At 55.5% G+C, this 18251-nt stretch carries 15 protein-coding genes; 5 read left to right on the top strand and 10 right to left on the bottom strand.

The annotated features are described in order from the left end of the window. Nucleotides 1-151: 151 nt before the first annotated feature. Both ACR0EK_RS16300 and ACR0EK_RS16305 read right to left on the bottom strand, forming a co-directional pair. Nucleotides 152-481, bottom strand: coding sequence for a hypothetical protein (locus ACR0EK_RS16300; RefSeq protein WP_480508082.1), 330 nt, complete (start codon nucleotides 479-481; stop codon nucleotides 152-154). Next, nucleotides 478-2088 (bottom strand): phage minor head protein, encoded by a 1611-nt coding sequence (locus tag ACR0EK_RS16305; protein WP_480772582.1) that lies wholly within the window; start codon nucleotides 2086-2088, stop codon nucleotides 478-480. Before ACR0EK_RS16305 ends, ACR0EK_RS16300 begins: the two co-directional genes overlap by 4 nt. A gap of 252 nt (nucleotides 2089-2340) precedes the next feature. Here ACR0EK_RS16305 and ACR0EK_RS16310 point away from each other — a divergent pair, with 252 nt between their 5' ends. Beyond that, nucleotides 2341-2973 carry a tyrosine-type recombinase/integrase gene (locus ACR0EK_RS16310; protein WP_480495824.1) on the top strand — a complete coding sequence of 211 codons (633 nt, stop codon included), beginning with the start codon at nucleotides 2341-2343 and terminating at the stop codon, nucleotides 2971-2973. Between the two features lie 443 nt (nucleotides 2974-3416). On the opposite strand, the gene ACR0EK_RS16315 is transcribed toward ACR0EK_RS16310, so the two are convergent. The 5 genes from ACR0EK_RS16315 to ACR0EK_RS16335 form a co-directional block, all read right to left on the bottom strand. Next, on the bottom strand, nucleotides 3417-4499 hold the full coding sequence (locus tag ACR0EK_RS16315; protein ID WP_480509102.1) for an ABC transporter ATP-binding protein: 1083 nt from the start codon (nucleotides 4497-4499) through the stop codon (nucleotides 3417-3419). 3 nt (nucleotides 4500-4502) lie between these two features. After that, a complete protein-coding gene (locus ACR0EK_RS16320; RefSeq protein ID WP_480495820.1) occupies nucleotides 4503-6158 on the bottom strand; it encodes an alpha-amylase family glycosyl hydrolase in 1656 nt (551 codons plus the stop codon). Nucleotides 6159-6167: 9 nt separating this feature from the next. Further along, nucleotides 6168-7316: a carbohydrate ABC transporter permease gene (locus tag ACR0EK_RS16325; protein WP_480900614.1), complete on the bottom strand. Its 1149-nt coding sequence runs from the start codon at nucleotides 7314-7316 to the stop codon at nucleotides 6168-6170. Between the two features lie 3 nt (nucleotides 7317-7319). Next, the gene (locus tag ACR0EK_RS16330) at nucleotides 7320-8327 is read right to left on the bottom strand and encodes a carbohydrate ABC transporter permease (RefSeq protein WP_480495818.1); all 1008 of its coding nucleotides are present in this window, start codon (nucleotides 8325-8327) and stop codon (nucleotides 7320-7322) included. A gap of 66 nt (nucleotides 8328-8393) precedes the next feature. After that, nucleotides 8394-9662: an ABC transporter substrate-binding protein gene (locus tag ACR0EK_RS16335; protein WP_480871512.1), complete on the bottom strand. Its 1269-nt coding sequence runs from the start codon at nucleotides 9660-9662 to the stop codon at nucleotides 8394-8396. Between the two features lie 210 nt (nucleotides 9663-9872). Here ACR0EK_RS16335 and ACR0EK_RS16340 point away from each other — a divergent pair, with 210 nt between their 5' ends. Further along, a complete protein-coding gene (locus ACR0EK_RS16340; protein ID WP_480495814.1) occupies nucleotides 9873-10904 on the top strand; it encodes a LacI family DNA-binding transcriptional regulator in 1032 nt (343 codons plus the stop codon). A gap of 2 nt (nucleotides 10905-10906) precedes the next feature. Further along, a complete protein-coding gene (locus ACR0EK_RS16345) occupies nucleotides 10907-12238 on the top strand; it encodes a GH1 family beta-glucosidase (RefSeq protein WP_480871514.1) in 1332 nt (443 codons plus the stop codon). A 1080-nt stretch (nucleotides 12239-13318) separates the two neighbouring features. Here the strand turns inward: ACR0EK_RS16345 and ACR0EK_RS16350 are convergent. Beyond that, nucleotides 13319-13747, bottom strand: coding sequence for a hypothetical protein (locus ACR0EK_RS16350; RefSeq protein ID WP_480871515.1), 429 nt, complete (start codon nucleotides 13745-13747; stop codon nucleotides 13319-13321). Between the two features lie 123 nt (nucleotides 13748-13870). On the opposite strand from ACR0EK_RS16350, the gene ACR0EK_RS16355 reads away from it, so the two are divergent. Then, nucleotides 13871-14617 carry an MmyB family transcriptional regulator gene (locus ACR0EK_RS16355; RefSeq protein WP_480967950.1) on the top strand — a complete coding sequence of 249 codons (747 nt, stop codon included), beginning with the start codon at nucleotides 13871-13873 and terminating at the stop codon, nucleotides 14615-14617. Between the two features lie 256 nt (nucleotides 14618-14873). Next, a complete protein-coding gene (locus ACR0EK_RS16360; protein WP_480871516.1) occupies nucleotides 14874-16202 on the top strand; it encodes an MATE family efflux transporter in 1329 nt (442 codons plus the stop codon). Nucleotides 16203-16539: 337 nt separating this feature from the next. On the opposite strand, the gene ACR0EK_RS16365 is transcribed toward ACR0EK_RS16360, so the two are convergent. Both ACR0EK_RS16365 and ACR0EK_RS16370 read right to left on the bottom strand, forming a co-directional pair. Beyond that, a complete protein-coding gene (locus tag ACR0EK_RS16365; protein WP_480871517.1) occupies nucleotides 16540-16995 on the bottom strand; it encodes a hypothetical protein in 456 nt (151 codons plus the stop codon). Nucleotides 16996-17091: 96 nt separating this feature from the next. Next, the gene (locus ACR0EK_RS16370; RefSeq protein WP_480900608.1) at nucleotides 17092-18174 is read right to left on the bottom strand and encodes a class I SAM-dependent methyltransferase; all 1083 of its coding nucleotides are present in this window, start codon (nucleotides 18172-18174) and stop codon (nucleotides 17092-17094) included. Nucleotides 18175-18251 lie beyond the last annotated feature (77 nt).

Below are 18251 nucleotides of genomic sequence, written 5' to 3' on the forward strand. Positions count from 1 at the left end.
GCTTTCCGGACATTCGCCGCAAGCGCGAACTCCGGGCCTCGTCGAACTCACAGATTGCGGACAAAGCCTCGTTTCTCTGCGATCGCACCAATGGCGGCTCAGGGTTGGCAGGGCAGAAACGTATGTTTTTTTGACCAAGCTTCTCGGTGATTTAAGGCTGCTCGGCCCAAACCTTGTAGTCGAACAGGGCGCCGTCTTCTTTGGCAAACTGAACAGTTTCGCGAACATATGCGGCGGAACGTTGGGGATCGAAATGATTGAGCCAGTGTTCGGGGTCGTCGCCGATTGGGGCAGGCAAGATGCCGTAGCCGAAATTTCGCTTGACGGTCCCACCGGCTGCCTGTGCGACCTCCATTCTTGAAATGCCAAAGCCGCGTGTGGCAAGATATTCGTTGAAGTCCAGAAGCTCGGCTTCGGAAATCCATTCAGTGCCTGCCCCTGTTTGTGCCTGCTCTATCAGGTCTTCAAACCGTGTATTCATTGCTCCTCCAGAGGACGGATGATGTCGTCCGGTTGGTTCTCTTTGTGCCCAAGCGGCAGATTACGATTGCTTACAGCGAAGACGTTACCATCGGGGTCAAGAAGCACCCAATGGCCATCCTGGCCTGTCAACAGGGTCATATCCTGCCCTTTGTATCTGCCGCGCCCTTCAACGATACCGCTCAGATCTGGACGAGGATTGGCGATGATCTCGTCAATTTGCTCAACATCGTGGCCTTTGAGGCCAATATATTCTCGCCCGCCCCCTTTGCCACCGTGGGGCAGAATTCTGTTGCCGCTAGGTGTCGTTGTGGCCCCAGGTCGGGCTTCGACAATATTCGGCCCCGCCTCTTCCGGGATCGGCGTTGAGACAATGTTGTCGGTCGGATCATCAGGAATTGGCGATCCGGTGTGGTTCGGCAGGCCAAGCTCTTCAATCGGATAGGTTTCAAGCCATTGCTCGACCCGTTCCGGAGTGAAACCCGGCAGTTGCCCCAAGCGGCGTTCATCCTCCGCAAGCTCAGGAAAGACTTCGACCCAGCCTTGCGCCAGTTCCCCATCCTGAAGCCGCAGTTCACCGCGCGCGAACGCTGCCCCGGCGGCTGCGATGAAATCCTGCAAAGCGCGCTGTTTCGCGGGATCACCGCCAACGCCTGTATCAAGAATGGTGCCGGGATTTAGCAACTCATAAAGCGCTGCCGCTTCGGCCCCTATTCGTGCGAATTCGGGGGTCTTGGGCAGGACCGGATACTCGCCGGTGCTAATCCCTTCCTGCACGAGGGCATAGGCTGTCGCCGCCAGGCGACCTTCGACAGTTGTTACATCGACCCCCAGTCGCGCGCCAGCATCGTCCACGCGCCTATCACGCATGGCTTGCGTCCAGTTTTGCAGCGCATCAGACGCAAGAAGCGCCGCGCCGACGCCCGTCAGAGCGCGCAAGCCACGCATCGCCTCCGTCAGATCGAGAGCGGGGACACCATTTGCCGTGGGTGCAAAGTCAGCGAGTACCACATTGCTCTGAACGCCCGGCAGCACTGGCTCGGCATAGCACCTGCAATTGTGTGCCTCGCCGGGATGCCCGCCCTCCGGTGGATTGTTCCAGCGGAAAACGCGGTCGTCATAGGCCGCATGGCTGTCGCGCACCTTGGCATCATCTCGCGAGCGCCAGATGTATTGCTGAATCCCCAAGCTTTCCTGCCGAAGCCGATTTATTACTCCCGCAAAAGCCCGAACGAGACGTTCTTCCATGTCTGTGCGCAGTGGCCGCAACCGTTGCGGATGGTTTTGGTATTCGCCGAATATTCTCTCAAGACGCGCGTCCCAGGCGTCGAGCGCTTCTGACTTTGCATCTGACACATCCCGCAATTCAGCTTCGGAGACAATTGGCACTGTGTCAGGCGGGGTCAGCGCGTTCAGAAGCATCCGAGTGTTTTCGGAGATCACCTGGTCGAGGCGTTCGCTGAAATCGGCCCGTAGAGCTGTGTAGTTAGGAAATGTCGACTTGAGCGATAATCCTACGCGGCGGCCAATCAGATGACCGTGTCGCTGCGCGATCTCGTACTTGCCGTCACCGCCGTGCCTTAAGAAGTGGCTGAAACTGTGTTGCATGGAATCTCCGAAAACGTGCCGGAAATGTTCTATTCACAATTGGTAAACAAAGCCCAAGACTACCGTTCGCAACTTTTTTGCGGAGAGCAACGCATCCTGCTTGCATTGGAGCCAGACATTCATGCACGACGCAGCATCCGACAAAATGGGCTCGTTCCAGACCTCGAATGCGGCGCAGCATCCTGTGATATGTTGCCTCGGTCAACGTCGGGTTGTCGTTGTGGGAGGGCATGGCGGATCGGAGGATCAGTCATGGAAACACCAAACTTACCTGCCATTCGTGCGCTTCGTCCCGCCTGGAACAAAGGACGTATTGTTGGTCAAAAGCGCCCCCTGAAGCCAAAACACGTCTGGGCGATCCGGGTTAGGCTCGAACTCGCTGAGAACCATCGCGATCTGGCACTGTTCAATATGGCGATCGACAGCAAGCTCCGCGGTTGCGACCTGGTGAAGATGAAAGTCGTTGATGTTATGGCGACAGGTCAGATCAAGGAACGGGCGTCGGTCTTACAGAGCAAAACACAGAAACCTGTGCGATTTGAGATATCCGAAGGGACTCGCGCCTCGGTCGAGAAGTGGATGGAAGACGAGGTGATGATCGGCTCCGAGTACCTTTGGCCGGGCCGCTTCCATGAGCGGCTGCACATCTCGACCCGTCAGTATGCTCGAATCGTCCGCGACTGGGTCACGTCGATTGGTCTGGAGGCAAGCGCCTATGGCACGCATTCGATGCGTAGAACCAAGGTCACTCAGATCTACAAGAAGACCGGAAACCTTCGCGCGGTTCAGCTCCTTCTGGGCCACACGAAGATGGACAGTACGGTCCGATACCTCGGTGTCGAACTCGAGGATGCCTTGGCCATCGCTGAAGCCATTGAAATCTAGTGCAGTTGGGTCGCCTACGCGGGCGGCCCAAACTGGTCATTCATCGCCTCTGGCCACGCTGCGGTGCAGCTTCAACGAACCGGCCATTCGCTTAATCTGCGAGATCGACGAGTTGTCCGACGTCTGCCTTGCGGGCAAAGTGAGCAGCGAAGTGACGCACATGATCCGCAAAGGTCAGCTTACGCCCGGAATCTGTCCGTTTCGCCAAGTTGCGGCATTGGCGGCACAAGCAGAGGGTTCGGTACCAACTCTTCGTTCAGTAAGAAACTTTGCAATAGATCCTAGGACACTGGGTAACGAAGATCGAAGAACACTGCGTGTAGTATCACGTCCCTTGGGAAATGAGCGCCTTTGAATGAAATTGTTACTGTCTGCCTCGATCAAAGTCCGAAACGCCATTAACACCAAGACTTCCTGGCCAAAAGTTCGCGACAAAGCCCTCATCATTTCCGCATTGACAAACCATTGTGAAACAGATGCACTTTGCTCGGGTCCGCATTCAATTTGACAGCTTTCCCACGTCGGTTTCGTTCAACGCCAGGAAACTTGGCGACGATATTCTCAGCCCCCGGCCTGCTGGCAAAATACAGCAAGGTCACTTCACCCAGGGCTTCGACAAAATCGACAGTGCCGTCCAGAAACCCAGCGGCGGCGTCGGCAACGAAATCCTCAGGTCGTACGCCGATATTGACCTGCAAACCCATTTGTTCGGGCGTGGTCGAAATGGATGAAACGGCTTTTCCGCCCGCATCAAGTGTGACCTCTGTCAAATCCCCGGTTTTGGAAATATTGCCAGACAGCAGATTCATAGAGGGCGATCCGATGAACTGCGCCACAAACTCGTTATCCGGCGTTTCGTACAGTTCCAGTGGCGTACCAACCTGCGCGATGCCTTTGTTGGCAAGAACGACGATCCGGCTGGCCAGCGTCATCGCCTCAACCTGATCGTGGGTCACGTAGATCATTGTGCTTTCGGGCATCGCCTCTTTCAGGCGCGCAATCTCGATCCGGGTTGCAACGCGCAGCGCAGCATCGAGGTTCGAAAGCGGTTCGTCGAACAAATAGACCTTGGGGTCTCGCACGATGGCGCGCCCGATAGCGACGCGCTGGCGTTGCCCTCCGGACAGAGCCTTGGGCAGACGATCCAAGAGCGGATCCAGTTGAAGGGTCTGGGCCGCGCGTTCAACGGCGGCATCGATCTCGGCAGCAGGCATCTTGGCGATCTTCAGTGCAAATGCCATGTTCTCGCGCACGGTCAAATGTGGGTAGAGCGCATAGGACTGAAACACCATGGCAATGCCCCTTTGGGCGGGCGGCACATCATTCATGACCTGCCCTTCGATCTCCAAGGTGCCGCCGGTGATCTTTTCCAGCCCGGCAATCATTCGCAACAAGGTTGATTTTCCGCAACCCGATGGACCGACAAAGACGATCAACTCGCCCTTTGCGATATCCAGATCGATATGTTTCAGAACATCGACCGGACCATAGGATTTCGCGACATCCGTAAGTTTGAGTTCTGACATGGTTTACCCCTTAACCTTAGCCATCAGACAAAACTGTGCGGGGTGCAGCGTAACGCTTCCTGCACCGTCGCTACCGCCGAGTTCCCGCCCGATGACCCGCCAATCACCCAAGGGCAAGTCGACCCGCTGAGCTTCCGTTCCAAGGTTGAAAGCACAAAACACCGCTTCAGACGCATCCTCACGCTGGAAAGTCAGCACAGGTCCAACCTGTTTCATGTTGGACTGCGCACCCGTAGTTAGTGCTGGGTGGACGCGGCGCAAGGCGATTGCGCGGCGATAATGGTGCAGCATCGATTGGTCGTTCGCCTCGAGCCGGTCAACGGCTCTTTCCGTTTGGGCCATACTAACAGGCAACCACGGCTCACCGGTGCTAAAGCCTGAATGTTCGTCCTGCGTCGCCCAAACCATTGGCGTGCGACATCCGTCGCGACCCTTGAACTCGGGCCAGAACTCGATGCCATAGGGGTCTTGCAGTTTCTCGAACGGAACATCTGCCTCGAGCAAGCCCAGTTCCTCTCCCTGATACAAACAGGCAGAGCCGCGCAGACACATCATCAGAACCGCGTGCTGGCGAATGGCCGCATCGTTTAGGTCCCAGCGCGAGGCATGACGTTCAACATCATGGTTCGAGAACGCCCAGCATGGCCATGCGTCGCCTGCCTTTTCCTCGAGCTGATCAAAGACCTGCTTTGCATAAGGCGCGGTCAACGCACGCTTTTCCAGAAACTCGAAGGCATAGCACATATGCATTCGTTGATCGCCCGAGGTGTACTGACCAATGATTTCCAGCCCGCGCTGTGCATCACCGACTTCACCCAAACAGGCACGGCCTTCATATTCGTCGGTCAGCGCGCGCAACCTTTCGAGGAAGGCGATATTCTCGGGCTGACTTTTGGAATAAAGGTGATCCTGGTGGTTATAGGGGTTCACCGCAGGCGCAATTGATGCATTACGTTCTTCGACCGGAAGGGCCGGATTGTCCCGCAAATGTTTGTCGTGGAAATAAAAGTTGATCGTGTCCAGGCGAAAACCATCCACGCCCATGTCCAGCCAGAACCGAGCCACATCCAGCAGTGCGTTTTGAACTTCGTTACAGTGAAAGTTCAGGTCTGGCTGCGAACTCAGAAAGTTATGCAGAAAATATTGCAGGCGACGAGGCTCCCACTGCCACGCTGAACCGCCAAAGATAGACAACCAGTTATTGGGCGGTGTGCCGTCCGGTTTAGGGTCGGCCCAAACATACCAGTCGGATTTCGGGTTGTCCCAATCGGCGCGGCTCTCACCGAACCAAGGGTGCTGATCAGATGTGTGTGACAGCACCAAATCGATCATCACTTTCAGACCCTTGTCATGGGCCTGATCGAGTAACTCGCGGAAATCTTCCAACGAGCCGAACATAGGATCCACATCGCGATAATCGCTGACGTCGTAGCCGAAATCCTTCATCGGAGATTTGAAGAAGGGCGAGATCCAGATCGCATCGACCCCCAGATCCGCAATGTAATCCAGACGTTGGGTGATCCCTTTCAAGTCACCGATCCCATCACCATTGCTGTCCTGAAAGCTGCGCGGATAGATCTGATAGATCACGCCACCGCGCCACCACTCTGACTTTGCTTTGGTTGATTTGGAAAGTTCTACAGTGTTCTGCACGTTCATCAGACGCCTCTATTTGACGGATCCGGCCAGCAGGCCACGGACCAGGTATTTTTGCATTGCGAAGAAAACAATCAGTGGAACAATGATCGAAACAAACGCAGCGGTGGCGAGGATTTCCCAGTTGCCCCCTCTTGTACCCAGCAGTTCGACAATTCGATTGGTCATGACGGTGGTTTGACCTGATGCATCAATCAGGAAGACTTTGGCCACCAGAAGGTCGTTCCAGGTCCACAGGAACTGCAGGATCGCGAAAGACGCCAGCGCCGGGAAGCTGAGTGGAAGGATCAGTTTCGTAAAGATCTGGAACTCAGACGCCCCGTCGACCCGCGCGTTCTCGATCAAATCATGTGGCAGACCGGCCATGTAGCTGCGAAGAAGGTAAATCGCCAGCGGCATTCCAAAGCCAGTGTGGGCCATCCAGACACCCAGATACCCTTTGCCGATCCCAATATTAAGATGGAATTTCAGCAAAGGGATCAGTGCGAGCTGAAGCGGAACAACCAAAAGCCCGACAATAGCTGCGATCAGCAACGCGCGGCCCGGGAACTCCATCCACGCCAACGCATAAGCGGCGAACGCCGCAACCAGGATAGGGATGATCGTGGCAGGAATGGTCACTGTGAGAGTATTAAAGAACGCCCGACCCATACTGTCGGTGCTGTTCTCGGCCAAGAGAACCTTGTGGTAATTGTCCAACGTGAACTCGGGTGGAAGTTCTGCACTTACGAAAACACGCGGGCCGCGGCTGCCAGTAAACTCCTCTTCATTTTCCGCTTTGTAGTTCCCGTTTGCATCGACCGTGATAGTCCCGCCACGACGCAATTCCGCTGTCTGACCGGGTTCATACGCATCCACCGCGCGGGAGCTGACACCCCACTTTGAGATCGTAGCTTTCTGCCCTTCGTCGAACAGGTTCCCTTCAATCACATACGTCCCGTTTTTCAGAATTTGCGTATTGGGCACGGCCGTGCGTAGCGTCAGGTTTTGTTCGGACGGGAACAGGGATTTCCACCAGCCACTGGTCGCGATCTGGTCAGCCGTGCGAAAGGATGAGATCAACAATCCCAGTGTCGGTATTACCCAAAGCACCACGAGAAAGAGGACCGAGGCCTGGACGATCCATCTAAGGGCGGGTTTGGTTCCTGCAATATCGCTCATCCCCTACTCCATTTCCCGGCGTGCGTTGCGGATGTTCCAGACCAAGATCGGCGTCACCAGCAACATGATCACCATGGCCGATGCCGAACCCACGCCCCAATCATTGGCGCGGAACATCTTGTCGTACATGTAGTTGGCCAGAACCTGTGTCTCCCACTGGCCATTGGTCATCGCGAAAACGATGTCGAAGACCTTCAGGACCAGAATGGTGATGGTTGTCCAAACAACCAGAATTGTGTTCCAGATTTGAGGCACCTTGATTTTAAAGAATATCTGGAAGGGATTGGCCCCATCCAAAACCGCCGCCTCGACGGTTTCTTCGGGGATGCCGCGCAAAGCGGCGGACAGTATCACCATGGCAAAGCCTGTCTGAATCCAGATCAGGATCCCCATGAGGAAGAAATTGTTCCAGAACGGAATGGTTAGCCAGGTTTGCGGCTCGGCCCCACCAAAGAACAGATAAAGCGCATTCAGAATCCCGATCTGGTCTTGCTCGGCCGGACGCGCATCGTAGATCAGTTTCCAAATGACCGAAGCCCCGACGAAAGAGATCGCCATCGGCATGAAAATCAGGGCTTTTGCGATGTTACCCCAGCGGATCCGATCAGTTAGCTGAGCTGCCAACAGACCAAATGCAGTCGACATTGCAGGGACCACGATCAGCCAGAACAAATTGTTGCGCATGGCTTCCCAGAATTTCGGTTCTGCCACCATCTGGACGTAGTTATCGAGACCAACCCACTTATACCCACCACCGGCGATGCGATCCGTGAGCGACAGGCGCAACGTCTCAACTACCGGATAGGCCAGATATAGGCCAATCGCTACAAGCGCCGGAAGCAAAAACAGCCAAGGCCGGATCATATTCGCGCGGTTGATGTTGCGGCCGGCATTCGGCCCGCGCGCAGGGAACAGAACCTTGTCCAGAAACTGGTTGGACAGAAAGAAATAGCCCACACAGCCCGATACGCCTATGGCGATGGTCAGCAGGCCCTGAATTGCCGGATGCATCATGCTCTCCGTTGCGAAGGGGAAAAGGGGTGGCCTGACGCGCAGACCGCCCGGGTTTTAACGCGCTTAGTCCAGCGAATCCCAGGAAGATTGGATCTCGTCAGCAACTTCCTGAGCGGGCTTTCCACCAGCATAGTCAACCATACCGGTCCAAAATGTGCCGGCCCCTACGCCGCCCGGCATCAGGTCCGAACCATCAAACCGGAAGGTGGTCGCGCCCAGAAGAATGTCGTTCATCTTCTTGAGCGTCGTATCTGAGAACACGGAGGTATCAACGCCTTTGTGCGGCGTCAGGAAGCCGGTCAGGGCCATCCATGTCTCATGTGCTTCGGGGGTCTGCAGATAGGCGATCAGATCATGTGCAGCCGGGCTGTCATTGGTGATTGCCCATAGCGTGCCGGCGCCAAGAACCGGGCTACCCAGATCCTTGCTTTCATATGCGGGGAAGTAGAAGAAATCAGCATCTTCACCGACAACCGTGCCTTCAGGAAAGAATGCCGGGATGAACGACGCCTGACGGTGCATGTAACATTGTGGTGGCGAACTGAACATGCCCTTTGGACTGTCACGGAAATCGGTCGTTGCGACCGTACCTGCCCCGCCCGCAACATAGTCATCATTGCGTGCAAACGCGCCGAACTCTTCGATGGCAGCGACCACTTTCGGGTCATTGAACTTCATTTCATTGGACACCCAGGCGTCATAGTCCTCGGGCGATTGAGTGCGCAGCATCATGTCTTCGACCCAATCGGTCGCTGGCCAACCGGTCGCACCACCTGAACCCAAACCGATGCACCACGGCGTCTCTCCGTCTGCGACGATCTGATCGGTCAAAGCCTTCAGTTCCTCCATCGTGGTCGGAACTTCGTAACCGGCATCCTCGAAATTCTCAGGCACGTACCAAACAAGGGATTTCACATCTACCTTGTAAAAAAGCCCATAAAGGTGATCCTGCCCTTCGGGCCCCGGAAAAGTGCCCAGATCTACCCAAGATTGTCCGGCTGCGTAATTGTCACGAACCCAATCAGCGGTGCCATCGCCCAACGGTGTCAGAAAACCCGACTTGGCCATATCCGCCGCCAGACCAGGCTGCGGGAAAACGGCTATACTCGGCGCCGAGCCTGCCTCTGCATCAATCCTGATCTGCTGCTCGAAACTATCTGAACCAACATACGCGTAGTCGTGGCCTGTCGCGGCTGCAAAGCCATCCAGAACCGCTTCGACGTTTTCCTGGTCCGGGCCCAGCCATGGCCCGAACACGGTAACCTTATCAGCCTGAGCCGTTCCCGCCATCAGGGCGAATGTGGCCACACCTGCATAAAGCGCGTGTTTCATGAAATCTCCTCCCAGTAATATCTGCGCATTGCAAGATTTTCAAAGCGCTTTGGATGTTGCACTTTATCTGCTGGCAATCAGATTCTGTCAACATATCGTTTTCTACCCCTCAATTATTGCCGATTTTGACCTCATTGCCAAAACGGGTTGACGGAAGCAAAAAACCACAACAAAACAAGTGAGCATCCATTTGAAGGCGCTTTGAACACAATGAACCTGAAGCAGCTCTCTGAGATTCTCGGTCTTTCGCAGACAACGGTCAGTCGCGCGCTGAACGGCTATCCAGAGGTGAACGAGGCGACTCGTGTGCGCGTGCAGGCCGCTGCAGACAAGCATGGCTATCGGCCAAACAGCCGCGCCAAAGGTCTGGCGACTGGCAAGTCCATGGTGATCGGGCACGTCATCCCCAGTTCGTCCCAGCACGAGATGGTGAACCCGATCTTCGGCGACTTTGTCGCCGGCGCTGCGCGGACATACTCTGCGAACGGCTACGACATGATGTTCACCACCGCGGATGACACTTCGATCGAAGGGGCCTATCGCAGCTTGTTTCAGCGCGGAGCCGTGGATGGCGTCGTTTTGCAAGGCCCCAAGGTCAACGAGCGTCGCATCGATCTGCTAAACCGGATGGCGGTACCATTTATCGTACACGGTCGTTCGACCGGGATAGATGCAGAGTATGACTGGATCGATGTGAACAACAAAAGCTCCTTTCGGCGCGCAACACAGTTCCTGATCGACTTGGGTCACCGCCGGATTGCCCTGATTAACGGGCTTGAGGATATGGATTTCGCACAGCGCCGTCGTGCCGGATACCTACAAGCGCTGGAACAGGCGGACTTGATCCCGGACCCACAATTAATGCGCAGCGCCGAAATGACCGAGGTCTACGGCCATCATGAAACCCGCGATATGCTGCAACTGGACGATCCACCAACCGCCATTCTGGCATCCTCGATGATTTCAGCGATTGGTGTGAGGCGGGCGCTGGACGAGGCAGGGCTGCGAATTGGCCGGGATGTCTCGGTCATCGCGCATGATGATGACCTTTCTTATCTCAAAAACGGACAGGATGTGCCCATCTTTACAGCAACGCGGTCCTCAGTACGGCATGCAGGAGAGCTGGCCGCCGAGATGTTGATTGAGAGGATCAAATCGCCTGACGATCCGGTCAAGACCAGATTGCTTGAGGCGGAACTGGTTGTTGGCAAATCAACCGGCCCAGCACCCAACAGGATCTGACAATGAAACATACGCGCAGCGATTTCCCCAATGACTTCCATTTCGGAGTCGCCACCTCTGCTTACCAGATCGAAGGCCATGCCCAAGGCGGCGCCGGTTCGACACATTGGGATACGTTTGCAGCGACACCCGGAAATGTAGTGCGGGGAGAAAACGGCGATCTGGCCTGTGATCACCTGAACCGGTTTGAACAGGATCTTGATCTTGTGCGCGACGCGGGATTCGATTGCTATCGCTTCTCAACCAGCTGGGCGCGTGTGATGCCCGAGGGGCGCGGACCTGTTAATCAGGCGGGATTGGATTTTTATGATCGCCTGACCGACGCGCTTTTGGAGCGTGGCATCCGTCCGTGCGCGACACTGTATCACTGGGAACTGCCGTCGCCCCTGGCCGACTTGGGCGGTTGGCGCAACCGGGATATTGCCGGTTGGTTTTCCGATTTCACTGAGGTCATCATGGGACGGATTGGCGACCGCATGTACAGCGTCGCCCCCATCAATGAACCGTGGTGTGTCAGTTGGTTGAGCCATTTCGAAGGGCACCACGCTCCCGGGCTGCGCGATATTCGAGCCACGGCGCGCGCTATGCATCACGTTCTGCTGGCCCATGGTCAGGCCATTCAGACGATGCGTGGGTTGGGCATGTCTAACCTGGGCGGCGTATTCAATCTGGAATGGGCCGAACCCGCCGATGACAGCGCCGAGGCACAACAGGCCGCCGCTCTGTATGACGGAATATACAACCGGTTCTTTCTGGGCGGCGTGTTCAACAAGGCCTATCCCGAGAATGTTCTGGAGGGGCTGGAGCCCCACCTTCCGTCGGGCTGGCAAGATGATTTCGATAGCATCGGAGCACCCGTAGACTGGTGCGGACTGAACTACTACACCCGTAAACTTATCGCGCCCGCAGAAACAGCGTGGCCAAGTCTCGCTGAGGTTCCCGGCCCTCTGCCGAAGACCCAAATGGGTTGGGAAATCGACCCCACCGCGCTGAGCAGGTTCCTGATCCGAGCAGCACGTGAATACACCGGCGACCTGCCGATCTTCGTGACCGAAAACGGTATGGCCAGCCCCGAGCGTCAACAAGACGATGACCGTATCGACTATCTGGATCAACACTTGTCGGCAGTCCAGGTCGCCTTGGGCGAAGGGGTTCCGGTTAAGGGGTACTTTGTCTGGTCCCTATTGGACAATTACGAATGGGCCTTGGGGTATGAAAAACGCTTTGGCCTGGTTGATGTAGATTTCAGTTCAATGAAGCGAACTCCGAAAGCGTCTTACTTCGCATGGAAGGACATGCTTGCTGCACGGATCTGTTGCAGAGTTTCTTACTGAACGAAGAGTTGGTACCGAACCCTCTTCTTATGTCGCCAATTCCGCAAATTGACGAAACGGACAAATTCCCGGCCCAGAGCCGACATTCGATCGACAATCGAGATTCTGCGATTGCAAGTCCACAAAGCTGCCGTTCGATGCGAACGCAGAGTTTGAGAAATTACAAGTGCCGCCGCCGTCGCCACTGGTTGCGAATAGAACAATACATTGGTTTCTTCCCAACGGGTGTGAGCTGGCTATCCGGCGGAATTCGACCAATACATGTGTGGTTTGTTGAACTGAGACCATTCGTCTGGTAACAAGACGAACCGGAAACCCTGATACAGGAGATATCAGATATGCTGAATTGTCAGACCTCAATACTTCGCGCGGTAGGCGCAGTAGCCCGTTAAAGCGGTCTGACAGATTTCCGATCTGAAGGCCGCCTCGTGAGCGGCCTTTTTTGTGTTTTCCTCATGTGGCGGCTTTCCATCATTTCATGGAGAGAACAATGCCAAGCTTATCACTTCACATACCAATTGGCTGGTCGCGCGGCCTCTTACTGCGGCTAGCGGCTATCTTCGACCGGCGACCCAGTGTGGAACGGCCTATTCGACGAAAGAGAGCCGAGTTGCCGGCTCATCTAAGGAAGGACGTTGGTCTTCCACCGGAGGCTGAACACCCACCTCCTTCGCATTATCGGTTCCCTTTTTAAGGAGCCGTCCAAGCAAGGGCATTAAGCTGCCCTTGCTTTTATCAATCGATCCGTGCCCGGAGGGATGCCTATCCTCCTTCCGCGCGATAAACGGACCCTGCGGTTTGCAGTTCCTATAGACAATTTTTCAAGGCCGCCGGAGAAATCGTTTCGCACGCATCCTGCAACCTGCAAAGACCAAGGTCGGCTGGTCCGAAGAAAAGCCGGGCAAACTGGAAGAGGAAATCCTGCCCATATTCGACCAGCTCAAGCCAAGTGCGAAAACAGCAGCGCCCTTGAGAACACCAGCATGTCCGATGCAAAAACTGACGTTGAAGTCGTCTCGACCATTGAAGGTTTTCTAGAGTAGCCAGTCCATCTTTTAACCCAGTAAATTCCACTTCACGTCAGGATGTTGCGGGTTTGTTTGCCGTGCCGGGGCGGCAAGACAACAGGATCAGGACCAGAAAGGACAGGTTTAGTACGACGTTGAAGGGCGCACCTACTAGAATAGAGCCTAAACTGTCGGCGCAAAACCAGGACCATGCCGCAATCTGAGCGGTCTTGGTCGCGGCTGTCGCCGATACCGGAGCAACATAGGTTCCCAGCGCCCACTGCATTCCCCCCAAGCCAACCGTCAGGCCACCGGTGATCACCAGCAATAAAGGCGACGGAACCATCAGCTCCGCGGGAACGGCGTGCATTGGCCAATACGCGATTTGCAGAAAGATATGCGCAACGGGATGAAGAAACTGAAACGCGGCCAGCGCAAAAAGCGCCCCGGTTGCAACAAGCACACCGCCTGATATTCGCATTGCTGACTGTTGTTGGGTCATGAGTTTCTCCTTTCGATATGCGCCCTTCATGCAGCTTGCAGGGGACGCAAATCAATTACCTCAAAGGTAAGTGAATTCTGTCCGGACCCTTGCTAAACTCAGGTCATGACACCCTATCCCGGCATGCTGAAAGAGTGGCGAAAGCGACGGAGGATGAGCCAGCTAGACCTCGCGGTCGAAGCTGAAGTCAGCGCGCGCCATATCTCCTTTCTAGAAACCGGGCGGTCCCGGCCCAGCCCGGACATGATCCTTCATTTATCTGAGGTCATGAACCTTCCGGTCGAAACCCGAAATCAGATGATGCGCGCCGAAGGGTTCGCGCCGCGTTTTGAGGCAACACCGATTGATGACGCGGCGATGTCGCCAATCCGGGATGCGGTCGAATGGACACTTCAGCAGCATGCCCCTTACCCAGGAATGGTACTGGACCGGCTCTGGAATGTTGTGATGCTCAACAGCGGAGCACAAAGGCTTTTCAAGCCACTGGGGATCGGCGAAGGGCAAAGCCTGCTGGACCTGCTGACCAGTCCGCTGATGCCTGAGCTTGTTGAAAACTGGCCCGAGGTTGCGCATCACACGATGTTGCGCCTGCGCGCTGAAAGCGCCAACGCGGGCGGCGTACCCGCACTGGATGCCGCGGCGCGCGCGTTGTCGCAACAGGGGCACGCCCGCAGTGACGCGGCGATCGGGCCGACAATTTCTACGATCTACCGCTTTGGGGGTCAGCGGCTTTCCCTATTTGGAACGATTGCGCAATTCAGCACAGTCACGGACGTCACGCTGGACGATTTGAAGATTGAGCTGTTTTTTCCGGCCGACGACCAAAGTGCCAAAATTCTGCATGACCTTGCCCAATTGGCTGCCAATTAAATCATGGTTTTGCAAGAGCCTTATCACGTCCCGGTGAACCTTGCTCATTCCTGACCTTGGCAGAGTTCGACAAACAGCCTGCAAAAGCGATCTGGACGCCGAACAATTCTTCCCCTAGAACCTTACCTGTTATCTTGTCCCCCAAAAGGACCAGTTTCATGGTGTTCCCGTCGCAGGGCTGAGCAGCCCCTCTTCATTCTGAGCTTAAAGCTCCTGACCGCGACTTTTTCGCCGGATCTTTTCCGGCAGGTGACCCATGACAGACCAAATCCTGATTTCGCAGGCGCCCACCCGCGCCGAATTCACGCCGTTGATCCGGCTGGCCGTGCCGCTGATGGTCGGGCTGGCCGCAGCGCTATTGATCGGCGTCGTAGATACGGCCATGATTTCTCCGCTTGGAACAATCCCGCTGGCGGCGGCCGGTGTGACCACAGCCGTTCTGATCATCCTGATCTCCGCCCTTTGGGGCGTGATCACGGCTATTTCCGTGCAGATCAGCCAGGCCGAAGGCGCACGCGATGCCGCGCGGGTTGCGCTTTCGTTGCGCAGCGGGCTGTTGCTGTGCCTTCTGGGCGGCGGCGGCGCGGCGTTGGTGATGATGGCGCTCTATCCGTTGCTGGGGCCTTTGGGTCAACCGAGGGAGGTTCTGGCGATCCTTCTGCCGTACTGGATGTCGATGGCGATCTGGATCGTGCCTTTCACGCTGTTTTTCGGCCTGAAGGCTCTGTTCGACGCCGTTGGGCGGCCCTGGACGGCCGTGGCGCTGTCTTATCTGGGTGTCCTGTTCAACGTACCCGCAAACTATGCCTTCATTCACATCCTTGATCTTGGAATTCTGGGCGCTGGCCTGGCCAGCATACTGTCGCAATGTACGTCGCTGTTAGCCGGGATTTACGTTTTGATACGCGCGCCAGGGCTGGCCGCCTTTCGCCAACGGGTGACTGTTGCATGGGCGGATGTCTGGTCACAGGCCAAAGACGCCCTGCCGCTCTGTCTTGGCTATGCAGGTGAGGGCGGAGCCTACGCCGTGGTGGGCCTGATGATGGGTTGGTTGGGGGCCGAGGCGCTGGCCGCCCATCAAATCGTCAACGCGCTTGCGGGGCTGGCCTATATGATCCCGCTTGGCATGGCGGGTGCTGCCTCGATCCGTGTGGGTCTTGCAGTCGGCGCAGGGAGTCGAGAAAGGCTCAGACCGATCCTGAAGGCGTCCTTTGTGATGGTCACGCTATGGCAGGCAGTTGCCGCCATCGTCTTCATTACCGCTGGTCGGATGATGGCGGAAAGCATGTCGGATGACCCGGCCGTCGTTGACCTCGCGGTCACGTTGTTTTTTATCGTGGCACTGCTGCAGGTTGCGGACGGCGTTCAGGGCACTGCTTTGGGTGCGCTGAGGGGAATGTCGGACATGAACCTGCCGACGATAATTACCCTGACAGCCTATTGGCCGCTTGCCTTGCCGGCCAGCTATGCACTGGGTTTCCTCTTTGATCTCGGAGCCGTCGGCGTCTGGATCGGCTATACTCTGGGTCTGGTGGCAGCAGCTATCGCCCTGCCCTTGCGGTTCTGGGCGCTGACACGGCCCTGAATTTTTGGGGGTATTCGATTGGGAAAACTTAGCCGCGAGCCACTTCGCGACGGAGTGATATGACTTGCCAGATCTTAGGGCTGCGACATCTTGGGCGTCAGGCGTGATAGGAGAGATACGGGATCAAAACCCGCCATTGCGGTCAAACCGGACATTGATCGAGGCTTTCCATCAATGCGATGCGGTCAATTAGAGGAGAGTTTCGCTGCAGGTGCTAGATGCTAACTAGCGCGGAACGCAAAGAACGCAGACAGAGTCGCTGCCTGTTTTCATCTAGGCCAATAGTAGCCATTAACTTGCTTTACTTCTATCCACCCTCGGTACTTGAAGACTTTGGCTAACCGGTGCACTTGACATCAAACTCAGCAGCGCGCTTGTTGTCTTTTTTGAAGAACTTCACCTGACCACTTGCGCCTTTGAACACGCCAGTGCCACCGACAACTGCCAATTGGGTTTCGAAGTGGGGCACGGTGTCGGGACTGCTCGGGGCTGGGTACGAGCCAGAATAGATTAGCTGGTTGCCGTCGATTGTTAGGTAGGCGTTAACGATAAGCTGGGTTTTGCCCTCACTTGCGCCAGGCGCTATCAGCGTCGTGACATTCTGCATACCAACAACCTGACCATCTTCACCGAAAACCGTGACGTGCCCAACTGCAACATCCCCGATTTTGTCGCCACCAGACGTGATCTTCAGGTCTTCTAAGTAGACAGTAAATTGACCGCATTCTAGAGCGCTGTCAGCTGAAACAGGAAGGGCATAGGTGAGAATAAGCATGGCGGCAAGAAAACGCATTTTGACACTCCTATGTAGAACAAAAAAGGGCTGGCGAACTATTTCGACAAGCCTTGCGAAAGCGTAGGATTGAAACAAGCCAGCATAGATGTTCGCTCATTGTTTTCTAAGCTCGATCGTCAACAACCAGATTTCAAAGGCGTATTTTCCCCCTCCTTCCTTGATGGTCGCTTCAAAGCGATCATAAAACTGATCCAGAAGAGGTTCGGTCTTCTGCTCAGTGTCACTGCGTAACAAGGATTGCCTGAACGTGGACTCGGTGAAGGAGCGAACAAAGCCTTTATAGCTTGCTGCGTACTCTTGGGGCGCATTGATCTGATCTGCAAAGATATCATCCGGTTTTTGCTGAGCCGGAGCTACCTCAGCTCTTTCGATCAAATATCCATCTGCCAATTCCTTGTTACGTTGAAATGGCTCTAGTGCCTCTTCCCTGGACATAAACCAGATTGGCATTACGAAGTCCCGCAGCGCGTGCTCAGATATTAACCCGTCTTTCACCATCGTTTCGGCAACGTCGTACATCGCGCGATAGGTGTGCCGGCCAGAACTACAAACGCCATTAACCTCGCTCGCATCCGGGATGGAGCCCAGTGTTGAGACCATAAGCCTGCCGCCACTTCGCAATTCACTATGTCGGAAAGTTAGGAAACTTTCCCAGTCTCGTTGCGCTTGTCTTTTGAGCTCCAGGCGAGCTTCTCCCTGCAAATCTGCGAACCACAGCGTGCCCTTTGAAGAGACCAGGGGCTGTGTGCTGAGCCAATGGCTCGCCCCAAACGAAGTCCCGACGTCAATGGTAGCGGTCGGTGCAGCCATTGAGAAAAAGCTACCTACGCTTGCAACAGGGCGAATACTGGAAGAGAGATTGGTGTAACCGTCTTGGCCAGCAGCAAAATCGAATAGGGTATTCCAATCGTTTTCCGCCTGATCGACATGGTGAACAAAGATGGAGCGACTTGGGTAGCGGTCAGCAAAAGACTTTACAGCAGGCTTGACCGACAAGATCGCGTTAGATCCTGTGCCACAGCCATAGTCAGCGATGTGTATTTCGTCTGATGAGGCCAGAACCTTGTCGGCCATTTCCCGAACATCGTCTGCGCGAGATTGAATTGAGTGCTTCTGCGGGAGGGAATTCCCTGCATAGTCAATCATTCCCTCAGTTGGGCTGCTCCTATCGTTCATTCGATCCTCCCACGTGCAGTTGGGTTGGCAGCTAGAGCTTACAGTTTACATTGTTTGTTGCTCAAAATCGATGAATT

Source organism: Ruegeria sp. AE4 (genome assembly GCF_056542185.1).